Consider the following 26,240-nt stretch of genomic DNA (forward strand, 5'->3'; position numbering starts at 1 on the left):
CCGGCACCACACGACCGTGTTCCGACGGCCGGGTCGCTGGATACGGGACCGGCCGACACCGTCTCGACGAGTTGGGGAGCGACCGTGGACCGCCTGAGCGCGACCGATGCCGGCTTCTACTACGCGGAGACCGAGAACGCACCGCTGCACGTGGGCTCGGTGGCGGTCTTCGAGGGACCGGCGCCGTCCTACGGCGACCTGGTGCGCCTGCTGCTGAGCAAGCTGCCGCTGGTGCCGCGCTACCGGCAGCGGGTGCGGGAGGTGCCCTTCAACCTGGGCCGCCCGCTGTGGGTCGACGACCCGCACTTCCAGATCCTCTACCACGTGCGGCACACCGCGGTGCCCAAGCCCGGCGGTGAGGAGCAGCTGCGCAACCTCGCCGGCCGGGTGCTCGGCCAGCGCCTGGACATGGCCAAGCCGCTGTGGGAAGTGTGGCTGGTCGAGGGCCTGGAGGACGACCGCTGGGCGATCATCTCCAAGGTCCACCACTGCATGGTCGACGGCATCGCCGGCACCGACCTGATGCAGGTCATGTTCGACCTCGACCCGAACGCGGAGCACAAGGCGCCGCGCGACTGGTCGCCGCAGCGCAGCCCCTCGGGCGTCGAGATGGTCGCCGGCGCGCTGACCGAGACCGTCACCGCTCCCCTGCGCCAGCTCGTCCACGGCCCCGAGGCCGTCGGCAACGGCGCGAGGGGGCTGATCAACAGCGCGAAGGCGGCGGTGTCGTCGGTCCCGCAGCTGGCCCGCCAGGCGCTGACCCCCATGGCCCGCACGCTCACCGGCCCGATCGGCCCGCACCGGCGCTGGGCGTGGGCCGACGCCGAGTTCGAGGACCTGCGCACCGCCCGCAGCGCGCTGGACGGCACGGTCAACGACGTCGTCCTCACCGCCATCACCCGCGGCTTCCGCGACCTGCTCAAGGGCCGCGGGGCGCTCGGCGGCGACACGGTCGTCCGCACGATGGTGCCGATCTCGGTGCGCAAGGAGGGCGAGCGCGGCTCGCTGGACAACCGGGTGACCGCCGTCTTCGTCGACCTGCCGGTCGGTGAGGCCGACCCGCGGGCCCGGCTGGCCGCGATCAAGCAGCAGATGGACGAGTACAAGCGGACGATGCAGGCCGTCGACGCCCGCTCGATCATCGGGATGGGCGACTACGTCGCGCCGACGCTGCTGGCCCTCGGCGTCCGGGCGGCCATGCAGACCGGCCAGGTGTGGTGCCAGGCGGTGACGACGAACGTGCCCGGCCCGCGGGTGCCGCTGTACGTGCTCGGCAAGCGCATGGTGTCCGCCCACCCCTACGTGCCGATCGCCGGCGGCACCCGGATCTCCATCGGGATCTTCAGCTACCTCAACTCGATGACCTTCGGCATCAACGCCGACTTCGACGCCTTCCCCGACGTCGACGTGCTCGCCGAGGGGATCTGCCGCGGCATCGCCGAGCTGGTCGGGCTCGCCGCGGAGCGGCAGCCGGCCGCGGCCACCCCGTGACCCGGCGGTCGCCGGGCGTGACCCGGTTCACGCCCGGCGACGCCGGGTAGCGCGCCGTCGTGACCGTTTCCGAGACCGATCTGACCGTCGCCGTCACCGGCCCCACCGGCACCTTCGGGGAGGGCCTGGTCCCGCTGCTGCAGGCCGACGACCGGGTCCGCCGGGTGGTCGGCATCGCCCGCCGCCCCTTCGACCCGGCGGCCCGCGGCTGGACGAAGATGGAGTACCGCCGGGGCGACGTGCGCGACGCCGACGCCCTGAAGGAGGCGTTCGCCGGCGCCGACGTCGTCGTGCACCTGGCGTTCCTCATCACCGGCAACGCCTCCCGGCAGACCACGCGGGCGATCAACGTCGACGGCACGCTCAACGCGTTCCGGGCCGCGGCCGCCGCCGGCGCACGCCGGTTCGTCTACGCCTCCTCGCTCGCCGCGTACGGCTTCCACCGGGACAACCCGGTCGGCATGACCGAGGACTGGCCGGTGCGCCCGGCGTCCCGGCTGTTCTACGCGCAGGAGAAGGCCGAGCTCGAGCAGCTGCTGCAGCAGGAGGCGCAGGCCCACCCGGAGCTCGGCCTGTACCTGCTGCGCCCGCCGGTGGTGCTCGGCCCGCACACCGTCGGCGCCAAGGACCTGCTGCCCGGCCCGCTCGCCCCGCTGGGACGGTGGCTGGCCGAGCAGAGCACCCGGCGGCTGCCGGTGCCGGTCCCGGTCGCGGTGCCGGTGCTGCCGCTGCAGTTCGTCCACGAGGACGACGTCGGCTCCGCGCTGCTGCAGTGCGTCGTCGCCGCCGGCCCGCCCGGGGCCTACAACATCGCCGGCGACGGCGTCGTGACCGCCGCCGACGTCGCCCGCGAGTACGGCGCCCTGCCGCTGCCGCTGCCGGCCGCGCCGGCGCAGTTCGCGGCCCGCGCGGTGTCCCGGCTGCCGTTCCTGCCGCCGGCCGCCGAGTGGGTGGAGGCGGCCAGCCACCCGGCGATCATGGACACCACCAAGGCGAAGCAGGAGCTGGGCTGGCGCCCCAACTACTCCGGCCTGGAGGCGCTGCGCGCCACCCTCGACCAGCGCTGAGACCGGCCCGCGCCGCGCCGGGCGGGAGCAGGATCGGCTGCGCCCGCCGGCGCCGGCCCCGTGACCGGCGGAGCGTCCCGACCGTTGTACCCGGCGCCGGCGAGCCGCGACGAGCCCCGAGGAAGGAGTGCGCATGAGCCCCGGAGCGGACGACGACGTCCCCCGCATCGTGCTGGTCGACGCCGCGAGCGAGGTCGAGCGGCGGATGGCGACCGAGGCGCTGCCCCCGGGCGGGACGGTCCTGCCGCTGAGCGGCGCGGCGCTGGCCGGGCCGCTGGCCGACGCCGACCCCGCCACCGTGGTGACCGCGACCCGGGTGGCGTGGACGCCGCTCGGCGGCGCCGAGGTGACCCGCCGCGGGCCCGGCCGGCGCGGGCGGTGGTCGGCGGCCCGCCCCTCGCTGCTGCGCCGCCCGCCGGCCCCCCTGCAGGCGGCCGCGGTCCGCCGCGACCCGGACCGGGCGCGGGTCGTCGTCGCCGAGCCCGCCACCGTGGGCGAGCTGACCGGGCGGTGGGACGGCACCGGCAGCCTCGCCGCGTTCGTCGCGCACCAGGCGGCGCTGGCGCTGGACCGGGCCGAGCGGCAGGTGGTCGGCGACCGGGCCAAGGTGCCCCGGCACGTCGCCGAGGCGATCCGGCACAGCCCCGAGTGGCGCGCGGAGGTCGCCGCGCTGGCCGAGCGGCTGGAGCGGCCCGAGGAGGAGGTGGCCGCCGAGGCCGCCGCCGACCTCGACGAGCTCGTCGCGGCGATGGACCCGGCCGCCGTCGAGGTGTTCACCGGGCTGCTGCGGCCGGTGCACGCCCGCGCCTGGGACGTGCAGGCCGACACCGCGCGGCTCACCGACCTGCGCGAGCTCAACCGGACCCACCCCCTGGTGTTCCTGCCCAGCCACCGCTCCTACGTCGACCCGCTGGTCCTCGCCGACGTGCTGGCGCAGCACGACTTCCCGCGCAACCACGTGCTCGGCGGGGAGAACCTGCGGTTCTGGCCGGTCGGGTCGATCGCCAAGCGGGCCGGGCTGATCTTCATCCGGCGCAGCTTCGGCGACGACCAGGTCTACAAGACCGCCGTCCGCGAGTACCTGGCGTTCCTGCTGGCCAAGCGGTTCAACCTCGAGTGGTACATGGAGGGCGGCCGCTCCCGCACCGGCAAGCTGCGTCCCCCGCGGCACGGGCTGCTCGGCTTCGTCGCCGACGCCGTGGAGCGCAAGCGGGTGGAGGACGTCTACCTCGTCCCGGTGTCCATCACCTACGACCAGCTCCGCGAGGTGTCGGGGATGGCCGCCGAGCAGGGCGGCGCCGCCAAGCGCGGCGAGGGCCTGTCGTGGATGGCGTCCTACATCCGCGAGCAGGTGCGCACGCCGCTGGGCACGGTGCACGTCGGCTTCGCCGAGCCGCTGTCGCTGGCCGCGGCGCTGCGCGGCGCCGACCCGGCCGACCCCGGCTCCCGCCGGCTGAGCCTGCAGAAGGTGGCCTTCCAGGTCGCCGTCGGCATCAACGACGTCACCCCGGCGACGGCGACGGCGCTGGTCACCCTCGCCCTGCTCGGCGTGCGGGACCGGGCGCTGACGCTGGCGCAGGTGCAGCGGGTGCTCGAGCCGCTGCTGCGCTACCTCACCGAGCGGGACCTGCCGCACTCCGGCGCCGCCCTGCAGACGCCGCGCGGCGTGCGGCGGGTGCTCGGCGCGCTGGCCGGGCAGGGCGTGGTGACCGCCTACGAGGGCGGCGAGGAGCCGGTCTACGCGATCGGACGCGGGCAGCACCTGGTCGCCGCCTTCTACCGCAACAACGCGATCCACCACTTCGTGGACCGCGCGATCGCCGAGCTGGTGATGCTGCGCGACCCGGCCGACCGCTGGGACGAGGCCTACCGGCTGCGCGACCAGCTCAAGTTCGAGTTCTTCTTCCCCGAGCGCGACGCCTACCGCGACCGGCTGGCCGGCGAGCTCGAGCGGCTGGACCCGGGGTGGGAGACCGCCGACGGCCGCGACGTCCTCTGCCGCGCCGACCTGCTGGTGGCCCACCGGGTGCTGCGGTCCTTCGTCGACGCGCAGCTCGTCGTCGCCGAACGGCTGGCCGCCCGCGACCCGCGGACGCCGGTCACCGAGCCGGAGTTCCTCGCCGAGTGCTCCGGCGTGGGCCAGCAGATGCTGCTGCAGGGCCGGCTGCACGGGCCCGAGTCGCTGTCCCGCGAGCTGTTCGCCGGGGCGCTGCGGCTGGCCGCCAACCTGGACCTGGTCGACCCCGGCCGGGACGACCTGGCCCGCCGGCGGCAGGAGTGGGCCGCTCAAGTCCGGGACGTCGTCGGCCGAGTAGTGGTGATCGACGAGTTGGACGCCGCGGCGCGGCGGGAGAGCGTGGGGGTGGAACCGTGACGGCCGAGACGTCGACGGGGGGCGGGCTGCGCGAGCAGGCGGCCGCCATGGCCCGGAGCAACGTCTGGACCGAGGACCAGCTGATCGCCGACGTCGAGGCGGCGCCGCCCGGTCCGCGGGTCGGGGCGTTCTTCGACTTCGACGGGACGGTGATCGACGGCTACTCGCTGGCCGCCTTCGCCCGCCACCACCTGCGCTCGCTGCACGTCACCCCGACCGACCTCGGCCAGCTGCTGCTCACCGGCCTGCGCGGGGTCACCACCGAGGAGGACTTCGAGCGGTTCACCGTCGCCGGCATGCGCGCCTGGGCCGGCCGCAGCGAGGACGAGCTGGCCGAGCTCGGCGAGCGGCTGTTCGTCCAGGGCATCGCGGGCTCGCTGTACCCCGAGGCCTGGCGCCTGGTCACCGCCCACCTGCAGGCCGGGCACACCGTGGTCCTGGCCTCGTCGGCGACCCGGTTCCAGGTGGAGCCGGCCGCCCGCGCGATGGGCGTGGAGCACGTGCTGGTCTCCCCCGTCGAGATCGTCGACGGCGTCTGCACCGGCCGCGCCGGCGGCCCGCTGCTGTGGCGGGCGGGCAAGGCCGCGGCCGTGCGCGCGTTCGCCGAGGAGCACGGCATCGACCTGCTGCAGAGCTACGCCTACTCCAACGGCGACGAGGACGTCCCCTTCCTGCGCACCGTCGGCCGCGCCCGCGCGCTCAACCCGGGCAAGGGGCTGACCGCCGCGGCCCGGCACTACTCGTGGCCGGTCGCCCGCTTCAAGCGCCGCGGGAGCACCTCCCCGGCCGACGTCGCCCGGACGCTGGCCGGCGTCGGGGGCATGTTCGGCGGCTTCGCCACGGGCCTGGCGGTCGGCGCGCTGGGCGGCTCGCGGCGGGAGGCGGTCGACCTCGGCCTCACCCTCGCGGGTGAACTCGGCAGCGCGCTGGCCGGCGTCCGGCTCGACGTCCAGGGCGCCGAGCACCTGGCCACCCGGCCCGCGGTCTTCCTGTTCAACCACCAGAGCCAGCTCGACGTCCTCATCCTCGCCAAGCTGCTGCGCGGCGGGTTCACCGGCGTGGCCAAGAAGGAGCTGGCGCGGACGCCGGGCTTCGGGCTGGCGTTCCGGCTGGCCGACGTCGCCTTCGTCGACCGCGGCGACCCCGCCCAGGCCCGCCGCGCGCTGGAACCGGCCGTGCAGCGGCTCAGGGAGGGCATCTCGCTGGTCGTCGCCCCCGAGGGCACCCGCTCGGCCACCCCGACGCTCGGCCCGTTCAAGAAGGGCGCCTTCCACGTCGCGATGCAGGCCGGCGTGCCGATCGTCCCGGTGGTCATCCGCAACGCCGGCGAGCTCATGTGGCGCGGCGCGACGACGGTCTCCCCCGGCACCGTGCAGGTGCGGGTGCTGCCCCCGGTCGACACGAGCGACTGGACGGTCGAGGACCTCGACCGGCACGTGACCGAGGTGCGCGACTCCTTCCTGGCCACGCTGGCCAACTGGTCCGGGCGCACCCGGCGGCCGGTGGTGGCCGAGTCGCCCACCGCCGAGGACGGCGCGCCCGCCCCCGCGGTCCCGGCCGCGCCGCTGGACTGGGGCACCTCGCCGGAGATGAACCCCATCGAGACGGCGATGTGGCGCGCCGAGGCGGCCGACCCGCGGCTGCGCGCCAACGTCACGCTGCTCGAGGTGCTCGAGACCGCGCCGGACTGGGACCGCTTCCTCGGCGCGCACGAGTGGGCCTCGCGCATGGTGCCGCGGATGCGCCAGAAGGTGGTCGAGCCCGCGTTGGGCGTCGGCGCGCCCCGCTGGGCGACCGTGGACGACCTCGACCTCGGCCGGCACGTGCGCCGGGTGCGGCTGGAGGAGCCGGGCTCGACGCGGCAGCTGCTCGACGTCGTCGGGGAGTTCGCCTCCGCGCCGCTGGACCGCGACCGGCCGCTGTGGGAGGTGCTGCTAGTCGAGGGCCTGGCCGAGGGCCGCGCCGCCTACGTCGTGAAGACCCACCACAGCACCACCGACGGGCTGGGCGCCGTCCAGCTCATGGGCCTGCTGCACCGCCGCAGCCCCGACCGCGACCCCGCCCGCCCCGAGCCGCCGGCCCCGGTGCCCGGCGAGGTCTCCCGCGTCGGTGCGCTGACCGAGCAGCTGGTCGGGACGGCGCGGTCGGTGCCGCTGGCCGCGCTGCGCCGCGGCGTGGAGGCGCTGGGCACCCTGCGCCACCCGCGGGAGGTGGCGGCGCAGGCGCTCGACGCCGCCCGCGCGGCGACGAGGACCCTCGCGCCGCCGCGTGGCAGCTCCCCCGCGCTCGCCGCCCGCGGCGGCGACTGGCGGTTCGAGGTGCTCGAGGTGCCGCTCGCCGACCTCAAGCGGGGCGCGAAGGCGGCCGGCGGGAGCCTCAACGACGGCTTCCTCGCCGCGGTGGTCGGCGGCTTCCGCCGCTACCACCAGCGCACCGGCGCCCCGCTGGCCACGATGACCGTCGGGATCCCGATCAGCCTGCGCGCCCGCGACGACGCCCAGGGCGGCAACCGGTTCACCGGCGCCCGGTTCACCGCGTCGCTGGCCGAGGCCGACCCGGCCGCGCGGATCGCCACCATCCGCCAGTTCGTCCTCTCGGCGCGGGAGACCAGCGCCGGCGGCGTCACCGACGACCTGCTCGGCCCGGCGCTGCACTGGCTCCCCGCGCCGGTCGTGGGCGCGGTCTCCGGGCGGCTGACCAGCGCCAACGACGTCCAGGTGAGCAACATGCCCGGCGTGGCGCACCCGGTGTACATCGCCGGCTCGCGGATCCTGCGGATGTACCCGTTCGGGCCGCTGCCGGGGACCGCGGCGATGGTCACGCTGCTCTCGCACGAGGACACCTGCTGCATCGGCGTCAACCTGGACAGCGCCGCGGTCACCGACCCGGCGGGCCTGGTGGCCGACCTGCGGGCCGGACTGGACGAGGTGGTGGCGCTCGGGCAGGTGTGAGCGGGGGCTCCCGCGGTACTGCACCGGGTTGTAACCCGCGTCACAGCCCAGGGAGCGGCCATGACCTTCAACCTCGCGACGATCCTGCGGGAGTCCACCTCCGCCCACCCCGACAAGCCGATGCTGCGGCTGGGCCCGCTCACGCTCACGTACGGCCAGGTCGACCAGCTGTCGGCCCAGGTGGCCGCCGGGCTCCGGGAGGCCGGGCTGCAGCGCGGCGACAGCGTCGCGCTGCAGCTGCCCAACGTGCCGCAGTTCGTGATCGCCTACTTCGGCGCGCTGCGGGCCGGGATGACGGTCGTGCCGCTCAACCCGCTGCTCAAGGCACCCGAGGTGAGCTACCACCTCTCCGACAGCGGCGCGAAGGTGCTCGTCACCTTCGACGCGTTCGCCGAGGAGGCGGTCAAGGGCGCGGCCGAGGCCGGCGGCGTCCGGGTGTACGTGGTCTCCGCGCCGGGCGGCCCGGAGGCGCCGCCGGACACCACCCCGTTCGACGCGGTGGTCGCCGCCGGTGCCGGCGCCGACCCGGCCGACGTCGAGCAGATGTCCCCGGACGACACCGCCACGATCATCTACACCAGCGGGACCACCGGCCGCCCCAAGGGCGCCGAGCTCACCCACTTCCAGATGTACATGGCGGCGTCGGTGGCCGCGGAGACCTTCCAGTACCGGGACGACGACGTCGGCATGGCGGTGCTGCCGCTGTTCCACGTCTTCGGCCTGTCCAGCGTCATGAACTGCGCGATCCGCGCCGGCGCGACGCTGTCCCTGGTCCTCCGCTTCGACGTCGGCGCCGTGCTCGACGCGATGGAGGAGCACCGGGTCACGGTGTTCTGCGGCGTCCCCACGATGTTCGTGGCGCTCATGCACGCCGACCTCACCGGCCGCGACGTGTCCCGGCTGCGGGTGTGCGTCTCCGGTGGCGCGTCGATCCCCGGCGAGGTCATCAAGGGCTTCGAGGCGGCCTACGGCGGGGCGACCATCCTCGAGGGCTACGGGCTGTCGGAGACCTGCGCGCTGGCGACGTTCAACCGCAGCGCCGAGGAGCGGCGGGTCACCTCGATCGGCAAGCGCCTGTGGGGCTGCGAGGTCCGCGTCGTCGACGGCGAGGACCGGCCGCTGCCGCCCGGGCCGGACAACGTCGGCGAGATCGTGCTGCGCGGGCACAACGTCATGAAGGGCTACCTCGGGCGCCCGGAGGCCACCGCCGAGGCCGTGCGTGGTGGCTGGTTCCACACCGGCGACCTCGGCTACGCGGACGAGGACGGGTTCTTCTTCATCGTCGACCGCAAGAAGGACCTGGTCATCCGCGGCGGGTTCAACGTCTACCCGCGCGAGATCGAGGAGGTCCTGCACGCCCACCCGGCGGTCATGGAGGCCGCCGTCGTCGGCCGGCCCGACGAGCGGCTCGGCGAGGAGGTCGTGGCCTTCGTGAGCCTGCGCCCGGGCGCCTCGGCCGAGCCGGACGAGGTGATCGCGTTCTGCAGGGAGCGGCTGGCCGCCTACAAGTACCCGCGGGAGGTGGTCGTCATCGACGAGCTGCCCAAGGGTCCGAGCGGCAAGGTCCTCAAGACCGAACTGCGGGGCCGCTGACGGTCCCGCCGATCCAGGAGAGCACCAGGTCGGCCAGGCGGTCGGGCACCTGCAGCTGCGGCACGTGCCCGACCCCGGCCAGCTCCTCGTACCGCCAGCCGGGGTGCGCCCGCGCCACCTCGCGCGCGGCGTCGACGGGCACTAGCCGGTCGCGGTCGCCGTGCACCAGCAGCACCGGAGCGGCCACCCGGGCCATGGCCGACCGGTAGCGACGCGGGTCGGCCAGGATCCCCAGCAGCGAGCGGGCCGCGGTGAGGAAGGCGCGGTCCATTCCGGCGACGTCCCCGCGCTGCTCGAGCAGCGCGACGGCGCGGTCGATCACCGGGGCGGGCAGCTCGTCGGGGTCGACGCCGACCAGCTGCAGCATCGACCGCACCCGGTTCAGCGGCGTCGAGCGGGCCCGCCGCAGCGCGAGGAACCGCTCCCCCAGGCCGGGCAGGGCGTACAGGGCGAAGGTGCCCGCCACGAGCGGGTCCAGCCGCCGCCGGCCGCCGGGCAGCGCGGGGTCGAGCAGCACCAGGCCCCGCACCATATCCGGGGCGGCCGCGGCGGTGAACAGCGAGACCATCCCGCCCATCGAGTTGCCGACCAGCACCGCCGGCTCGCCCACGACCTCGCGCAGGAAGCGCTGCAGGACCGCGACGTCGGCCGGCACGGTGGCGCGGCGCTCCCCCGGCTCGCTGCGGCCGAAGCCGGGCAGGTCCAGCGCCCACACCCGGGCCGACGGCGTCAGCAGCGGCGCGAGCAGGTCCCAGTTGCCGTGCGACCCGCCCAGCCCGTGCACCAGCACGACCGCCGGGCCGTCGTCGGTACCGCCGTAGTCCACGACGTGCACCGGGCCGCCCAGGTCGACGGTCCTGCTCGTCCCCGGTGCCTCGTCCACCCCGACGGTCCCCCTCTGGTGCGCGTGCCGACGGCGCCTCGGGGGCACCCTCCGCCGGTGATTCCGGCACGGGAAAGTGCCCTGGTCGGACGCCTGGGACCCCTGCGACGCGTGTGATCAGGGCCACACTGGACACAGCGAGTCGTCGCAGTCAGGTGTGACCGGTCCTCCATGGTGGGTACCGGCCCGGGCGAGGCGGTGTGGACCGCCGGCGAGGAGGACGACGTGTCGCGACAGCCCAACGACGGGCCCGGTCTGCCGCTGTACCTGACCGAGGTGAGCCGCGCGATGGCCGACTACGGCCTCTACCTGGCGGCCCGTCCGCTGATGCCGCGCCTACCGACCGGCGACGGCCACCCCGTCCTCGTGCTGCCCGGCCTCATGGCCGACGACATGTCGACGGCGACGCTGCGCCGCACCCTGCGGCGGCTGGGCTACCGCGTCCACGGCTGGCGGCTCGGGCGCAACATCGGCCCGACGCAGGAGTGCGTGGAGGGCATGAGCCGCCGCATCGAGGACCTCAGCGACCGCTACGGCCGGCCGGTCAGCCTCATCGGCCAGAGCCTGGGCGGCATCTTCGCCCGCGACCTCGCCCGCAAGACCCCGGACGCGGTACGCCAGGTGATCACCCTGGGCAGCCCGTTCGGTCTGCAGCGCGACAGCCAGACCCGCGCGCACAAGGTGTTCGAGCGCTACTCGCACCTGCACGTGGAGAAGCGGACGCTGCCGCTGGAGAGCGAGGCGACGCCACTGGCGGTGCCCTCGACGTCGATCTACTCGCACCAGGACGGCATCGTCGCGTGGAAGGCCTGCCTGGACCGGCTCTCGCCGCACGCCGAGAACATCGCCGTGTACGCGAGCCACCTCGGCATGGGCCACAACCCGGCGGTCCTCTACGCCGTCGCCGACCGGCTCGCGCAGCGGGAGGGCACCTGGCGGCCGTTCCGCCCGCCGCTCACCCTGCGCCCGGCCTTCCCGCGCCCCGACGTCCCCGAGGTCCCCTTCCGCCCGGCCGCCGCGGCCTGACGACGCCGCTCGTCGACCTGCGGTCGTCTCGAGCACCCCGGGACAGCCGCAGGTCGACGACGGAGGGTGGGCGACCGGCACGGACGTGCCCGCGCACTGCAGCCACGCGACGACGCCGTCCACCCGCCACAGGGAGCGGCTCCGCGGCGGGCGTCGCGCCCGGGTGTCACTCGGCCAGCGCGGCGAACTCCCTCAGACGTCGGAGTCCCAACTCGTCGATCGTCCGGCGCGCCTGTCGCAGGTGCTCGGCACGGGCGGGAGATCCCTCCGGGAGCTGCGCGGCCAGGCACAGCCGGAGCCGGGCCCCGTCGAGGAGGAGCCGGTCGTCCTCCGCGGTCCGCAGTCCACGACGCCAACAGCGCCGAGCGGCGTCGTCCCTGCCCTGGGCGGCTCGATACCGTCCCAGGTACAGCTCGTACCGGGTGCGCGCGAACGGGTAGATCCGCTTGTACGTCCGCAACGCGCGGAGGGCCCGCCGCGTCACCCTGCGGACCTCCTTCTCGCGGGGAGTCCCCCGCTCCTGGTCGAGCATCTCGAGGCAGGCCTGCACTAGCGCGGTCAGGCCGGCGAGGTGGATGTAGGGCACCATCCCGAACGCACCCACGGCCCGCCGGGCACGGGTGAGCGCCTCCGCCGATCGTCCTCGGGCGACGAGAGCCCGGACGTGACCACCCTGCAGGACCGGGGCGAACAGCTTGTACTCGTCGCTGGACACCTCCATCGCCTCGTCGTCCACGGCCAGCGCCTCGGCCGTGCGGTCCAGGCTCAGCAGCAACGGCAGCAGCAGGGTCATCCCCCAGAGGGCGTGCTCGGTGTTGCCTCGCCGCCGGGCCGAGGTGACCAGTTCCTCGAAGTCCGCCCGGGCCGAGCGCAGCTCCCCGGTCACCTCGATGAAGAACCCCCGGTTCACCAGGCAGACCTCCACGGCCCAGTTCTGGCCGAAGCTGCGGTACTGGCGCAGGACGTCGTCGAGCATCGGGGTCACGTCGCGGCGGCGGTTCATGGTCCGCAGGTACACGGCTTCGGAGACGGTCGCCGTGAGATCGTGATCCCACATCGCGTCCGGCAGGACCTCGACGGTCAGCGGACCCGGACGGCCCGTGGACTCCGGCGCGAACTTCCACCGGGCCCGGTCGAAGTACCGCGCCGCGACCCGGTGCAGACGCATCGTTCCCACCAGATAGGCCAGCTCGCCGTAGGCCCGGCCCGCGAGGCCCTCGTTGCCGGCCCGCTCCGCCCGGTTGATGGCCGCGAGCTGGCAGGCGGCCGACGGCACGGCCTGGGCCTTGAAGTAGAAGGTCTCCGCGAGTCTCGACAGGATCCAGGCGGCCTGGCCCAGCAGGGTGACGTCCCCCCGCGGCCTCCACCGGCGCGGCAGGACGAGGTGCAGGACCTGCCCGATGACCCCCCACACGAGTCGTGCGGCCCAGCCGAGCCGGCTCGTCGGCACCCGGTGCCCCAGGAGCGCGAGCGCCCTCCGGGAGTGGGTGACGGCGTCCTCGAGCCGGTTCTGGGTGGCGAGGGCCTCGGCCAGCTCGTCCTCCCAGAAGGCCCTCCTGGCGTCCGGGACCGCGGACAGGGGGCCGTCCGGCTGCCCGTCGACCGCGAGTGCGGTCTCGAGGAGGGACGCGGCCTCCTCGGCCGCGCCCTTGGCGAGCGCGTCGGTCGCCGCGGCCTCGAGGTACTCGATCTGGCGCGCCGGCTCGCCCGCCTCGGCCCAGTGGTGGGCGAGCACGGCATACGTCTCGGGTCGCTGCCCCCGGGACTCGTACCACTCCGCCAGCGCACGGTGCCTCTGCCTGAGCTCCGAGGGCAACAGGGACTGCTGCGCGACGTCGCGGATCAGGGCGTGGACGAACCGCCAGCCCTCGGGATGCGCCGCGATGACCTTCTTGCGCCCGAGGTCCCGCAGGTCCTCGGCGAGGGACGCCGCATCGAGCCGCGGGTCCGCGGCCAGGATCCGCTCGGCGTCGAAGCTCGTCCCGATGACGCTCGCCGCCCCGATCACCATGCGTTGGCGGGCGGACAGCGCGCTCAGCCGGGCGCGGAAGACCTCCTCGACGCGGACCGGCAGCCGGAGCCGATCCAGGTCGACGGGGGGCACCGCCAGGCGGGCCTGCGCCAGGTCGCCCCGCCCGACGACCGAGATGAGGTCGTCCGTCCGCAGCTGGTACGCCAGCTCGACCGTGAACAGCGGGCTGCCGTCGACCTTGCCCCGGAACAGCGACCGGACGGGCTCGTCCAGCGTCTGCACCTGCAGGAAGTCCCGGGCGATCTGCTCGGTGACGTCCGCGGGGAGCGGACGGAGACGCAGGACGAGGGCGCCGTGCTCGCGCAGGTGGGTCAGGACCTCCGTCGCCGTGCGGGCGACGCCCTCGTCCGGTCCGGGGGGCAGGCCCGGCCCGGCCGGCTCGACGTCCTGGGGCGAGGGTTCCTGCACGGGCCGTGTGAAGAGCACGAGCATGGTGGGGGCGACGCTGCGGTGCACGGCTCTGACCAGCTCCCAGGACGCCGAGTCCATCCAGTGGCAGTCGTCGAGCACGATGAGCAGCGGCGTCCTGGCGGCGACGTCGCCCAGCAGCTGGACGAGGACGCGGACGGTGTTCTCCCGCCGCGCCGGGCCGGTCATGCCCCGGAGCGCCGAGTCGTCGAGCGCGAGATCGAGGACCTCGTTGAGCAGCGGCGCCCACTCCACCAGCTCGGGCCACTTCGACAGCCGCTCCGTGACCAGGAGCGCTCGCCGGTGGGGGTCCCGAACGGACGAGAGCCCCAGCGCCTTGCCGACCGCGCGCTTCCAGACGTGGTACGGACGCGGATCCACGTCGTCGCCGTTCCCGACGAGGACGGTGACGTGCTCGTAGCCCTCGCCGGCCTGCAGGAGGTCCACGGCCAGGTGGGTCTTGCCGACTCCCGGCTCCCCCTCCACGACCACGGCGGTCGAGGTCCCGAGGCCGAGCGCGACCAACCGGCCGACCAGCTCCTCGCGCTCGTGATCGCGCCCCCGGGTGAGCACGGCCGGGTGCTCGCCGGCCAGCCGGCGAATCGTGGGGAGCCCCGGCTCCGGTTCCTGCCACTCGGGCCGGTACACCTCGACCGGACCGGCGAAGCCCTTCACCCTCATGCGCCCCCGGGCGGAGAACCGCAGCCGGTCACGGCTCAGGTGCTGGCTCACCTGGTCGCTGAGCACCTCGTTCTGGGCCTGCTGCATCAACCGCGCCGCGAGGTTGACGACGGGGCCGACCATCATGTACTGCCGGTAGGCCGGACTCCCGCGCACTCCGCAGAAGGCGTGACCCGTGGCGACCCCGATCCCGTGCTCGACGACCTGCCGCATGGCCCGGCTGACCTCCAGGGCCGCCTGGTTCGCCCGCGCTGCCTCCCGTTCCCGGACCAGCGGGGGCAGGCCGAAGCCCGCGACCAGCGTGAGGCCCTCCAGGTCCTGGGCCGCGTTGACGACCGTGCCGGCGTAGCGGTCGAGGACGTCCAGCACCTGTGCCGCGGCCTCGGCCACCGCCCGGACCCCGTCCTCGTCCCACGGCCGTGGCCGGAGCGAGACGAACATGACGGTGATCGGGGCGAGCTCCGCGAAGTCCTCGTGGCCGGAGCCGACGACCTCGGCGACCCAGTCGGGTACGTACGGGGTGGCCAGGGCCGGAGGCACCGGGACGCGCCGGTGCGCAGGAGCCGTCGGCAGGCGGAGCGCCGACCCGGCGATCGTGGCACGGACCGCCGGTTCCCCCTCCCCCGCGGCGTCCTGACCCCCGCCTTCCCGGATCAGACGGCGCACCTCGGCGCTCATGCCGATCTCCCCGGCGGCCACGGTCCTCTGCGCCTGGGCCATCTCCTGGAACGCGGGACCGACGGGGACGAAGAGCCGGTGCCCGAGCGCGTCCCCGACGTCGAGCAGCCAGGCCCGCCCCACCCCGAGCCCCGCGCGCAGGCGGATGGGGTAGCCCCCCACCGGCGCAAGGCCGTTGACCTGGTCCCGGATGGCCGTGGCGGCGCGCGCGGCCCAGGCCACCGAGGCGACCGCGCCGCCCGTCTCCGCGGTCGGCCACACCGCGACGACCTCGTCGCCCGCCAGCGTGGCGATCGAGCCGCGATGCGCCGTGACCACGTCCGCCAGCAGCGAGAAGACACCGTCCAGCGCCCGCGCGATGGTCTCGGGCCCGTCCGGGGTCCACCGCACGAGGTCCTCGAGGATCGCGGTGGACTCGGAGATGTCCAACCCGAGCACCACCAGCTCGGACGCCTCGCTCGTCCACGTCCCGGGAGGTTCCGAGCGGTCGAGGATACGACGTGCCAATACCTCCGGCACGAAGCTCGTCAGGACGTCGCTCGGAATCGTCATGACTCTCCGTTACGGCGGGAGTCGCTCTCTGTGGATGCGATCCGGGCAAGACTAGCGCTGTTCCCCCGGGCGGGCGTACGGTCGATCGCCCCGTTTCCTGACGAGCGGTGAGGCGACCGTGCTCGACAGCCGGACGATCAAGTCGCAGGTGGACCAGCGGCTGATCGAGGCGCGGGACGGAATGCGGCCGCGGATCCGCACGGCATTCGACGGGCTGCTCGCCGAGCGCGGCCTGCTCCGCCCCGATCCCGCCCCGTACTTCCACCCCCTGGGGCATCCCGTCTTCGATCTCCCCGTCTGGGTGGTCCGTCGCCTGGGCGACGAGGGGATCGACATCTCGGGCAAGACCCTGACAGACGTGCTGGAGATCAGCGTTCTGGGCTATCTCCACGTCCGGGCGCAGGACGACTGGCTCGACGGCGCGTCACGGGACGACCCCACGCTCGTCGCGCTGGGCGAGGCCCTCCTCGCCCTGTGCACCCGGAGGCTTGTGGAGGTCGTGGGCTCCTCCGCCCGGTTCTGGGACTTCTGCTGCACCGTCCTCCAGGGGTACTCCGAGTCACTCCTGCACACCCACGAGCTCCGGAGGGAGCAGGCGCCGGTCCCGCGCCCGGTCTTCGAGCAGCTCCTGGCGCAGTCCAGGCCGCTCGTCCTCCCTGCCGCCGCGATCCTCGACCGAGCGGACCGGTGGCAGTTCCTGCCCCTCCTCGAGGAGTTCGTGTTCACCGCGACCGCGGCGTCGCAGCTCTTCAACGACCTGACGGACCTCTACCGGGACCGCCGGAGAGGGCATCGCACGTGGACCCTGGGGGCTGTCGGGGACTCGGCCGCGGACAGGCTCTGGCTGGAGACGGCGGGGACCTTGGCAGCCGGAGGGACGCAGGGGCTGATCCAGGAGCGGATCGGACAGGCCCTGGCCTTCCACGACCGTTCCGTGAAGGCCGCCCGGGGGCTGGCCCTCACGTCGGCGGAGCGCTGGCTCGCCGCCCGACGGACGCTGCTCGAAGGCCTGCCACGAGCGCTCGCCGAGAACCTGCTCAACACCTTCGTCGAACGGATGAGCGGCCGATGGCCGGATCGTGACCACGTGCGGGCGCGGGAAGGCTGAAGGGGGTTGGCGATGACGACGCCGAAGAACTTCGCGCCGGTAGGAGCGACGGAGGAGGGAGGCCGGAGCCTCGCCGGGTTTCCTGCACCGGTAGTGCTGAGGGCTGTACAGAACCGGGACTTCGCGATCGCCCTCTTGCATGCGGACACCCGGGATTCCGCGTTGCAGGACCCCACGTTGGGCCTGACGGACGATCAGCGGGCCGAGCTCTCCTCGCGCCTCGACGAGATGGCGCGGATGGCCTTCCGCGACGCTCTCGACCAGCTCCGAGCCGAGGGCTTTGCCGCGTTGTGACCAGCAGGTCGCACGATCGGCAGACCGAGATCCGCCGGTTCTACGACCGCTGGACCCCGGTCATGGTGGAGGCGGCCGGCCCCGTCCTCCAGGGTGGGCTGGTCAAGCCGTCGGCTGATTCCTGCATCCGGCCGGAGTCGTCGGTCCGGTACCTGGCGGAGCTCGCCGGCATCGGTCCGGGCGACCGGGTCCTGGACGCCGGGTGCGGGGTCGGGGGCCCGGCGGTGGCCATCGCCAGGGCGCTCCCCGACGTCGTCATCGACGGGATCACCGTCTCCGAGGTCCAGGCCACGATGGCGCGGAGGCTCGTCGAACAGGCCGGCCTGGCCGACCGCGTGCGGGTCCACGTCGCCGACTTCCAGAGCCTCCCGTTCCGCGACGGGGCGTTCGACGTGGCCCTCTATCTGGAGGTGACCGGCTACTCGCCGGACCGTGGCGCCCTGTACCGCGAGTCGGCGCGGGTGCTGCGGCCCGGTGGCACCGTCTACGTCAAGGACGTCTTCTGCCGTGAAGGACCCCTGACGGAACGGCAGCGCCGGTCGATGCAGGACTTCGACCGACTCTGGGCCTGTGTCCGGAGCCCGACCCTGAGCGAGACCGAGACGGCGATGCGCGCCGCGGGCTTCGTCGACGTCCGCGTGCGCGAGTACCCCTTCGTCGACATGAGCCACCACTATGAGTCGATGGTGTCCAGGGACGAGGGAGGGATGCGCCTGAACGCGTTCGGGGACGCCTTCCTCCGCTTCCTCCCCGATCTGCCGATCTTCTTCGGGGAGGCGACGGCGCACACGTCAGGCGGTTCGGCCACGGGGCCGGACGAGGCGTAGCGGAGGGTCCGCGATGAGCGCGCGGTACGACGCCGTCGTCGTCGGAGCCCGTTGTGCGGGTGCACCCACGGCCATGCTGCTGGCTCGTAGGGGGTGGCGGGTGCTGCTCGTGGACCGCGCGCGCTTCCCGAGCGACACCCTCTCCTGCCACTTCCTCCACCAGTCGGGGGTCGCGTCGCTCATGGGCTGGGGCCTCCATCCAGTGCTCGCCGGCTCCCCCTGCCCACCGATCCGCTCGCTGGTCCTCGACACCGGCAGCATCGTGCTCCGGGGAACGCTGCCCGCCGCCGAGGGCGCGTCGGACGCCTACGCGATGCGGCGGACCGTGCTCGACGCCGCGCTCGTGGACGCCGCCGCGGCGGCGGGCGCCGAGGTCCGGGAGTCGTTCGACGTCCGGGAACTCCTCACCGACGACGACCGGGTGACGGGCATCCGTGGCCGGGGAGAGGCCGGCAGCGCAGTGACCGAGAGGGCCTCCGTCGTGATCGGCGCGGACGGGATGAGGTCGACGGTCGCCCGGGCCGCGGGTGCGCCCGCCTATCACGTGCACCCCTCGCTCACCTGCGCCTACTACAGCTACTGGCGCGACGTGGAGGTGGACGGCCTGGAGCTCCACCTCCGACCCGGCCACCTGGTCATGGCCGCACCGACCAGCGACGGCCAGGTCTTCGTGGTCGTCTACTGGCGGTCCGCGGAGTTCGACCGCGTCCGGCGCGACGTCGAGGGCAGCTTCGGAGACGTCCTGCACCTCGTCCCGGACCTGGCCACGCGCCTGCGCACCGGCACCCGCACCGAACGTTTCCGCGGCACGAACGCCCTGCCGAACTTCTACCGGCGTCCCCACGGGCCCGGCTGGGCGCTGGTGGGCGACGCCGGCCATCACCAGGACCCGGTCACGGGTCTCGGGATGACCGACGCGTTCCGCGACGCCGGACTGGTCACCAACGCCCTGCACGCCGGCTTCTCCGGTGCCGAGCCGCTCGACGAGGCCCTCGCCGCCTACGAGCGCCGGCGCAACGAGTCGACCGGCCACACCCACGCCGCAGCCCTCCGCTGGGCCGAACTCGGACCCCTGCCGCCCGGGATGCAACTGCTGGCGGAGGGCCTGCGCGGCGACCCGGTGGCGGTGGGACGGCTCTTCGGGACGGCCGTCGGAACGATTCCGCCCAGCGACTTCTTCTCCGAGGAGAACATCGCGCTCTTGGTCCTGCGCGCTTCGATGCAGCAGGCAGCCGCACCCGCGGCGACGGACCAGGACCCCGGGCGGTCCGCCGGGAACCCGTGAACCGGGCAGCGGGACGCGCACGCCGCCGGACCCGGGGGGGTGGGCGCGGCCGGGATCGAACCGGCGACCGCTCGCTTGTAAGGCGAGAGCTCTCCCGCTGAGCTACGCGCCCCGCCCGCCCAGGGTAGGTGCCCCCGGGCGGTGGGTCCCGGACCCGGGCCTCAGGCCGCGATGTCCGCGACGGCGTCCTTCCAGCCGGACTGCTCGCGCGCGTCGCCGGGCTGGTTGACCTCGGCGAAGGCGATCCTCCCCCCGGCGTCGACGAGGAAGGTGCCGCGCAGGGCCATGCCCGCCTTCTCGTTGAACACGCCGTAGGCCTTCGCGGTGGCGCCGTGCGGCCAGAAGTCCGACAGCAGCGGGAAGTCCAGGCCCTCCTTGGCCTTGAACGCCTTGAGGCTGAACACCGGGTCGGTGCTGATCGCCAGGACCTTCACGCCGGCGTCGGTGTAGGTGGTCAGCTCGTCACGGAGCTGGCACAGCTCGCCGGTGCAGATGCCGGAGAAGGCGAACGGGTAGAAGACGACGAGGACCGGCGTCCCGCGCAGCTCGGCGAGCGAGACGACCTGGCGGTCCTGGTCGGGGAGGCTGAACTCGGGCGCGACGTCACCGACGGAGAGGCTCATGCGCCCGATCGTGCCCCACGCGCGCGAGCGCCCCCGCGGCGGGACGGCGTCACCGTCTGCTGCGGGCGGCCTTCGGGGTGACCAGGCGGATGCCCGACCAGTCCTTGGCGGCCGAGATGCTGCTGGTCTGCGCGAGCCCGGCGGTGGGCGCCACCTCGGTGACGTCGCCCGGCTCGACGTGGCCCGGCCGCCCGGACTTGGGCACCAGCAGCCACACGACGCCCTCGTCGGCGAGCGAGGTGAGCGCGTCGGTGAGGGCGTCGAACAGGTCGCCGTCGTCCTCGCGCCACCACAGGACGACGACGTCGGCGACCTCGTCGGTGTCCTCGTCGACCATCTCGCTGCCGGAGACCTCGACGATGGAGTCGCGCAGGTCCTCGTCGGCGTCCTCGTCCCAGCCGAGCTCCTGCACGACCATGCCCGGCTTGATGCCCAGCCGGGCCGCCATGCCGGCGCTGCCCGAGTCGACGCTCATCCCTGCTGTTCCTCCGAGAGATCACGAACCGCCGGTGGGGCACCGGCGGGCACGCAGCGCCGGCTGACGGGCGCGTGGGGTGGACGGGGGCCGACGGCGGACACGACCGGCGGGGAGGACACCCGCTGCCTGGTCATGTCACCCCTCTCGTGCCCGGACGCGCGGGCGCCGACGGCGTCGGTCCGCGTGGGCAGGAGCGTAGGGCATGCCTGGTCACGCGCAAGCCGTCGTCGACGACGCGCCCGGGGCGCCGCGCACACCGCTGGGCGGGAGGTCCTGCGTGACGCGGACCATCCCGGCGCGCGACGATGGGGGCATGAGCGCACCGCAGCAGGGTGGAGACCCCACCCGCGACGCCGGACAGCCCCGCGCGGTCATCACCGACGGGCTCCCGAGCCAGCTGGTCGACACCGACCCCGACGAGACCCAGGAGTGGGTGGAGTCGCTCGACAGCGTCGTCGAGCACGCAGGCCGCGGGCGAGCCCGCTACCTCATGCTCAAGTTGTTGCAGCGCAGCCGTGAGCAGCAGGTGGGCGTCCCGTCCCTCCGCAGCACCGACTACATCAACACGATCCCGCCCGAGCGGGAGCCCTACTTCCCCGGCGACGAGCACGTCGAGCGGCGCATCCGCGCCTACATCCGGTGGAACGCCGCGATCATGGTGCACCGCGCGCAGCGGCCGGGCATCGGCGTCGGCGGGCACATCTCCTCCTACGCCTCCTCCGCGTCGCTGTACGAGGTGGGCTTCAACCACTTCTTCCGCGGCAAGGACCACCCCGGCGGCGGCGACCAGATCTGGTTCCAGGGCCACGCCTCCCCCGGCATCTACGCCCGCGCCTTCCTCGAGGGCCGGCTCACCGAGCAGCAGCTCGACGGGTTCCGGCAGGAGGTCAGCCACCCCGGCGGCGGCCTGTCCAGCTACCCGCACCCGCGGCTGATGCCGGACTTCTGGGAGTTCCCCAGCGTCTCCATGGGCCTGGGCCCGATGAACGCGATCTACCAGGCCCGGTTCAACCGGTACCTGCACGCCCGCGGCGTCAAGGACACCTCCGACCAGCACGTGTGGGCGTTCCTCGGCGACGGCGAGATGGACGAGCCGGAGTCGCTGGGCCTGATCGGCCTGGCCGCCCGCGAGGAGCTGGACAACCTCACCTTCGTCGTCAACTGCAACCTCCAGCGGCTCGACGGCCCGGTGCGCGGCAACGGCAAGGTCATCCAGGAGCTGGAGTCCTTCTTCCGCGGCGCCGGCTGGAACGTCATCAAGGTGATCTGGGGCCGCGAGTGGGACCCGCTGCTGGCCGCCGACCGCGACGGCGCGCTGGTCAACCTCATGAACCAGACGCCCGACGGCGACTACCAGACCTACAAGGCCGAGGACGGCGCCTTCGTCCGCGAGCACTTCTTCGGCCGCGACCCGCGCACCCGCAAGCTCGTCGAGCACATGAGCGACAAGGAGGTCTGGGACCTCTCCCGCGGCGGGCACGACTACCGCAAGGTCTACGCGGGGTTCAAGGCGGCGGTGGAGCACAAGGGCCAGCCGACGGTCATCCTCGCCAAGACCATCAAGGGCTGGACGCTGGGCAGCCACTTCGAGGGCCGCAACTCCACGCACCAGATGAAGAAGCTGACCGCCGAGGACCTCGCCGCCTTCCGCGACCGGCTCTACCTGCCCATCCCCGACGAGGCGCTCGACAAGACGCTGCCGCCCTACTACAAGCCCGACCCGGACTCCGACGAGATGCAGTACATGCTCGAGCGGCGCCGGGCCCTGGGCGGGGCGGTCCCGCGGCGGCGCTCGGAGTTCAAGCCGCTCAAGGCGCCCGACGACAAGGCGCTCGACGTCCTGCGCCGCGGCTCGGGCAAGCAGGAGGTGGCGACGACGATGGCGTTCGTCCGCCTGCTCAAGGAGCTGCTCAAGGACAAGGAGCTCGGCCCGCGGTTCGTGCCGATCATCCCGGACGAGGCCCGCACCTTCGGGATGGACAGCCTCTTCCCGTCGCAGAAGATCTACAACCCGGGCGGGCAGCGCTACACCTCGGTCGACCGCGAGCTGATGCTGGCCTACAAGGAGTCCGAGCAGGGCCAGATCCTGCACGAGGGCATCAACGAGGCCGGCTCCACGGCGTCGTTCACCGCCGTCGGCACCTCGTACGCCACGCACGGCGAGCCGATGATCCCGATCTACATCTTCTACTCGATGTTCGGGTTCCAGCGGACCGGCGACTCGTTCTGGGCCGCCGCCGACCAGATGACCCGCGGCTTCGTCCTCGGCGCCACCGCCGGCCGGACGACGCTCAACGGCGAGGGCCTGCAGCACGAGGACGGGCACTCGCTGCTGCTGGCGCACACCAACCCGGCCGTCGTGTCCTACGACCCGGCGTTCTCCTACGAGGTCGGGCACATCACCCGGGACGCGCTGCTGCGCATGTACGGCGAGGACCCGGGCGCGCCGCTGGGCGGGCACCGCAGCCCCGACGTCATGTACTACCTGACCGTCTACAACGAGCCCTACAACCAGCCGGCCGAGCCCGAGGGCCTCGACGTCCGGGGCCTGCTCGCCGGCATGTACCTGTACGCGCCGGGCTCCGGGGAGGGCCCGCGGGCCCAGGTGCTGGCGTCCGGCGTCGCGGTGCCGTGGGCGCTGCGGGCGCAGGAGCTGCTGCGCGAGGACTGGGGCGTGTCGGCCGACGTGTGGTCGGTGACCTCGTGGACCGAGCTGCGCCGGCAGGCCGACGAGGTCAGCGAGCACAACCTGCTGCACCCGGAGGACGAGCCGCAGGTGCCCTACGTGACCCAGCGGTTGCAGGACGCCGAGGGCCCGGTCGTGGCGGTGTCGGACTGGATGAAGTCCGTCCCCGACCTCATCGCGCCGTTCGTCCCCGGGGGCATGACCACCCTGGGCACCGACGGGTTCGGCCTGTCCGACACCCGCCCGGCGCTGCGCCGGCACTTCCACGTCGACGCCGAGTCGATCGTCGTCCGGACGCTGGCGTCGCTGGCCGACCGGGGCCAGGTGGACCGGTCGAAGGTCCGCGAGGCGGTGGAGAGGTACCGGATCCGCGACGTGCAGGCCGCGCCGGCCGAGGAGCGGACCGACCCGAGCCCGGCGACCTGAAGCAAGGACCCCCTTGCCCCCCGCCACTCGCCAGCTCGCGGCGGGACCCTGCAAGGGGGCCGGGTCCAGGACTGCCGCCGACGACCGCCGCACCGTGGCGGTCGTCGGCGGCGGCGTCGTCGGGCTGACCTGCGCGCTGGAGCTCGCCCGCGCCGGGCACCGGGTCCGGCTGCTCACCGCCGACCCGTGGGAGGCGACCACCTCCGCGGTGGCCGCCGCCATCTGGTCCCCCTACCGGGTGGCGCCCGCCGACGCCGTGCTGCGGTGGGGCGCCACCTCGCTGGAGGTGCTCACCCGGCTCGCCGCCGACCCGGCGACCGGGGTGGCCCTGCGCCCGGGCACGTACGTGCACCGCACCCCCGACCCCGACCCGTGGTGGGCGCCGGGGGTGCCCGGGGTCCGTCCCGCGTCCCCGGAGGAGCTCCCGCCCGGCGCGCCCGCCGGCACCCGCTGCACGCTGCCGGTGGTCGACACCGGCCGGTACCTGCCCTGGCTGGCCGCCGCGTGCGCCGCGGCCGGGGTGACGACCGTGCCGGGCCGGGTCGGGTCGCTCGACGAGGTGGCCGGGGACGTCGTCGTGGTGGCCGCGGGGCTGGGGTCCGGGCACCTCCTCGACGACGACACCTGCGTGCCCGTGCAGGGCCAGGTGGTCCGCCTCGCCGACCCGGGCCTGCCCGGGTGGGTGCTGGACGAGGACGGCCCGGCCGGGCTGACCTACGTCGTCCCCCGCGGACGGGACGTCGTCGTCGGCGGGACGGCGGTGGAGGGGGCCACGGGCCGCGACCCCGACCCGCGGGTGGAGGCCGCGATCCTGGAGCGGGCGTGCGCGCTGGTCCCGGCGCTGCGGGGACAGCCGGTGCTGTCGCGGGCGGTCGGGCTGCGGCCGGGGCGGCCCACCGTCCGGCTGGAGCGGCTCGAGGTCGGCGGGCGGCCGGTCGTCGCCTGCTACGGGCACGGCGGCGCCGGGGTCACCCTCTCCTGGGGCTGCGCGGCCGACGTCGCCGCCCTGGTCTGAGCGTCGGCCGGGAGCAGCCGCGCCTGCGCCTCGGGCGAGTACCCGGGACGGCGGACCGAGGGGCGGCCGCGGCGCCCGTGACCCGCCTGAGCCCGCCCACCCGCGCGACGGCCGTGGCGAGCAGCGACCGCCCGGCCGCGGCGTAGGACCCGGGCAGGACCGCGGCCACCGCGGTGTCCGCCGGCGAGCCGTCGTCGTCGAGGACCGCAGCCGTGGGGCCCTGGTCCCGGGAGTGCCGCTGGCAGGCCAGCCGGGCGGCCAGCACCGGCCGGCGGGTGCTGGCCGCTCAGCACGCCGGTCGGCACCGGGTGGGCGAGGGGCCCGTGCGCGACCCCCGCACGGGCCCCGGTCCTCAGGCTCCGGCGCGGTGCCGGCGCAGCAGCTCGGCGTAGGCCCGGCCGCTGTCCTTCACCGTGCGCCGCTGGGTGGCGTAGTCGACGTGCACCAGCCCGAACCGCTGCGCGTAGCCGCGGGCCCACTCGAAGTTGTCCAGCAGCGACCAGGCGAAGTAGCCCCGGACGTCGGCCCCGCGCTCCATCGCCGCCGCCATCGCGCCGAGGTGGCGGGCCAGGAAGTCGACCCGCTCGGGGTCGTGCACCGCGCCCTCGGCGTCGACCTCGTCGTCCCAGGCCGAGCCGTTCTCGGTGACCACCAGGGGCAGGCCGGGCGCGCGCTCGGTGAGCCAGAGCAGCAGGTCGGTGAACGCCTGCGGGCTGATCCCCCACCCCATCGTCGTCGTCGGGCCCTCGGGGTCGAGCTCGACGACGTCCTCGCCGCCGATGAACGACGTCGGCGGCGCGTCCGCGGGGCGGGTGCCGGCCCGCACCGTCTGCTCGAAGTAGTAGTTGACGCCCAGCCAGTCCAGCGGCGCCGCGATGGTCTCCAGGTCGCCGTCGCGCACCGGCAGCGGGGCGCCGGCGGCCTCGAGGTCGGCGACGACGTCGGCCGGGTAGGCGCCGTGGACCACCGGCTCGAGGAACATCCGGTTCTGCTGGCCGTCGAGCCGGCGGGCGGCGTCGACGTCGGCGGGGCCCTGGGTCGCCGGGTGCATCGGCGTGAAGTTCAGCGTGACGCCGAGGGAGGTCACCCCGGCCGCGCGCAGCCGGGCGGCGGCCAGGCCGTGCCCGAGCAGCAGGTGGTGGGTGGCGCGGGCCCCGGCGACCGGGTCCTGCAGGCCGGGGGCGTGCGCGCCGGACACGTGGCCGAGCAGGGCGCTGCACATCGGCTCGTTGAGCGTCGACCAGTGCCGCACCCGGTCGCCCAGGGCGTCGACGACCACCGCGGCGTAGTCGGCGAAGCGCTCCGCGGTGTCCCGGTCGGCCCAGCCCCCGCGGTCCTGCAGCGCCTGCGGCAGGTCCCAGTGGTACAGGGTCAGCCAGGGCTGCACCCCGACGCCGAGCAGCTCGTCGACCAGCCGCCGGTAGAAGTCCAGCCCGCGCTGCTCGACCCGGCCGCCACCCTCGGGCAGGACCCGCGGCCAGGCCACCGAGAACCGGTACGCAGACAGCCCCAGGCCCGCCATCAGCGCGACGTCGTCGCGGTAGCGGTGGTAGTGGTCGACGGCGACGTCGCCGGTGTGGCCCTGGAACGTGCGGCCGGGCGTGTGGCTGTAGGTGTCCCAGATCGACGGTCCCCGCCCGTCCTCGGTCACGGCGCCCTCGATCTGGTACGAGGCGGTCGCGGCGCCGAAGACGAAGCCGGGCGGGAAGGTCAGGCCGGCGAGGGCGTCCTCGTGGGTGTCGGTCGTGGTCACGGCAGGGGT

The 26,240-nt window shown here is 74.4% G+C and carries 17 protein-coding genes and 1 tRNA gene; 12 read left to right on the top strand and 6 right to left on the bottom strand.

Annotated features, from left to right (window positions below):
- Positions 1–84 precede the first annotated feature (84 nt).
- From ACI8AB_RS15440 to ACI8AB_RS15460, 5 genes are all read left to right on the top strand, one after another.
- Positions 85–1,491 (top strand): WS/DGAT/MGAT family O-acyltransferase, encoded by a 1,407-nt coding sequence (locus tag ACI8AB_RS15440; RefSeq protein ID WP_456950821.1) that lies wholly within the window; start codon positions 85–87, stop codon positions 1,489–1,491.
- A 59-nt stretch (positions 1,492–1,550) separates the two neighbouring features.
- Complete coding sequence (locus ACI8AB_RS15445) at positions 1,551–2,558, top strand: NAD-dependent epimerase/dehydratase family protein (protein ID WP_456950822.1); 1,008 nt, start codon at positions 1,551–1,553, stop codon at positions 2,556–2,558.
- A gap of 133 nt (positions 2,559–2,691) precedes the next feature.
- Entirely contained in the window at positions 2,692–4,932 is a 2,241-nt protein-coding gene (locus ACI8AB_RS15450) for a glycerol-3-phosphate 1-O-acyltransferase (RefSeq protein ID WP_456950823.1), read from the top strand.
- Positions 4,929–7,883: a wax ester/triacylglycerol synthase family O-acyltransferase gene (locus tag ACI8AB_RS15455; protein WP_456950824.1), complete on the top strand. Its 2,955-nt coding sequence runs from the start codon at positions 4,929–4,931 to the stop codon at positions 7,881–7,883. Before ACI8AB_RS15450 ends, ACI8AB_RS15455 begins: the two co-directional genes overlap by 4 nt.
- A 60-nt stretch (positions 7,884–7,943) precedes the next feature.
- The gene (locus tag ACI8AB_RS15460) at positions 7,944–9,476 is read left to right on the top strand and encodes a long-chain-fatty-acid--CoA ligase (RefSeq protein WP_456950825.1); all 1,533 of its coding nucleotides are present in this window, start codon (positions 7,944–7,946) and stop codon (positions 9,474–9,476) included.
- Here ACI8AB_RS15460 and ACI8AB_RS15465 read toward each other — a convergent pair.
- Positions 9,451–10,359: an alpha/beta fold hydrolase gene (locus ACI8AB_RS15465; RefSeq protein ID WP_456950826.1), complete on the bottom strand. Its 909-nt coding sequence runs from the start codon at positions 10,357–10,359 to the stop codon at positions 9,451–9,453. The two genes, ACI8AB_RS15460 and ACI8AB_RS15465, sit on opposite strands and share 26 nt — an antisense overlap.
- Before the next feature lie 225 nt (positions 10,360–10,584).
- On the opposite strand from ACI8AB_RS15465, the gene ACI8AB_RS15470 reads away from it, so the two are divergent.
- Positions 10,585–11,385, top strand: a complete 801-nt coding sequence (locus ACI8AB_RS15470) for an esterase/lipase family protein (RefSeq protein ID WP_456950827.1) — start codon at positions 10,585–10,587, stop codon at positions 11,383–11,385.
- A 166-nt stretch (positions 11,386–11,551) separates the two neighbouring features.
- Here ACI8AB_RS15470 and ACI8AB_RS15475 read toward each other — a convergent pair whose 3' ends face one another.
- Positions 11,552–15,736 (bottom strand): AAA family ATPase, encoded by a 4,185-nt coding sequence (locus ACI8AB_RS15475; protein ID WP_456950828.1) that lies wholly within the window; start codon positions 15,734–15,736, stop codon positions 11,552–11,554.
- Between the two features lie 118 nt (positions 15,737–15,854).
- On the opposite strand from ACI8AB_RS15475, the gene ACI8AB_RS15480 reads away from it, so the two are divergent.
- Genes ACI8AB_RS15480 through ACI8AB_RS15495 form a run of 4 tightly spaced genes read left to right on the top strand, consistent with a single transcriptional unit; the run spans position 15,855 to position 19,250 of the window.
- Positions 15,855–16,844 (top strand): hypothetical protein, encoded by a 990-nt coding sequence (locus ACI8AB_RS15480; protein WP_456950829.1) that lies wholly within the window; start codon positions 15,855–15,857, stop codon positions 16,842–16,844.
- A 12-nt stretch (positions 16,845–16,856) separates the two neighbouring features.
- Positions 16,857–17,138, top strand: coding sequence for a hypothetical protein (locus ACI8AB_RS15485; RefSeq protein ID WP_456950830.1), 282 nt, complete (start codon positions 16,857–16,859; stop codon positions 17,136–17,138).
- A complete protein-coding gene (locus ACI8AB_RS15490) occupies positions 17,135–17,965 on the top strand; it encodes an SAM-dependent methyltransferase (RefSeq protein ID WP_456950831.1) in 831 nt (276 codons plus the stop codon). Before ACI8AB_RS15485 ends, ACI8AB_RS15490 begins: the two co-directional genes overlap by 4 nt.
- 13 nt (positions 17,966–17,978) lie before the next feature.
- A complete protein-coding gene (locus ACI8AB_RS15495; RefSeq protein WP_456950832.1) occupies positions 17,979–19,250 on the top strand; it encodes an NAD(P)/FAD-dependent oxidoreductase in 1,272 nt (423 codons plus the stop codon).
- 40 nt (positions 19,251–19,290) lie between these two features.
- Here ACI8AB_RS15495 and ACI8AB_RS15500 read toward each other — a convergent pair.
- The 3 genes from ACI8AB_RS15500 to ACI8AB_RS15510 form a co-directional block, all read right to left on the bottom strand.
- A tRNA-Val gene (locus ACI8AB_RS15500) sits at positions 19,291–19,362 on the bottom strand.
- 49 nt (positions 19,363–19,411) lie between these two features.
- Positions 19,412–19,873, bottom strand: a complete 462-nt coding sequence (locus tag ACI8AB_RS15505; protein ID WP_456950833.1) for a peroxiredoxin — start codon at positions 19,871–19,873, stop codon at positions 19,412–19,414.
- Positions 19,874–19,922: 49 nt separating this feature from the next.
- The gene (locus ACI8AB_RS15510) at positions 19,923–20,348 is read right to left on the bottom strand and encodes a DUF3052 domain-containing protein (protein WP_387984824.1); all 426 of its coding nucleotides are present in this window, start codon (positions 20,346–20,348) and stop codon (positions 19,923–19,925) included.
- Positions 20,349–20,664: 316 nt separating this feature from the next.
- Between ACI8AB_RS15510 and aceE the strand changes: the two genes are divergently transcribed.
- Positions 20,665–23,463, top strand: coding sequence for a pyruvate dehydrogenase (acetyl-transferring), homodimeric type (gene aceE / locus ACI8AB_RS15515; RefSeq protein WP_456950834.1), 2,799 nt, complete (start codon positions 20,665–20,667; stop codon positions 23,461–23,463).
- Between the two features lie 94 nt (positions 23,464–23,557).
- On the top strand, positions 23,558–24,478 hold the full coding sequence (locus ACI8AB_RS15520) for an FAD-dependent oxidoreductase (protein WP_456950835.1): 921 nt from the start codon (positions 23,558–23,560) through the stop codon (positions 24,476–24,478).
- 352 nt (positions 24,479–24,830) lie between these two features.
- On the opposite strand, the gene ACI8AB_RS15525 is transcribed toward ACI8AB_RS15520, so the two are convergent.
- On the bottom strand, positions 24,831–26,231 hold the full coding sequence (locus ACI8AB_RS15525) for a GH1 family beta-glucosidase (protein ID WP_456950836.1): 1,401 nt from the start codon (positions 26,229–26,231) through the stop codon (positions 24,831–24,833).
- Between the last annotated feature and the right edge of the window lie 9 nt (positions 26,232–26,240).

Source organism: Geodermatophilus sp. SYSU D00698 (assembly GCF_054050335.1).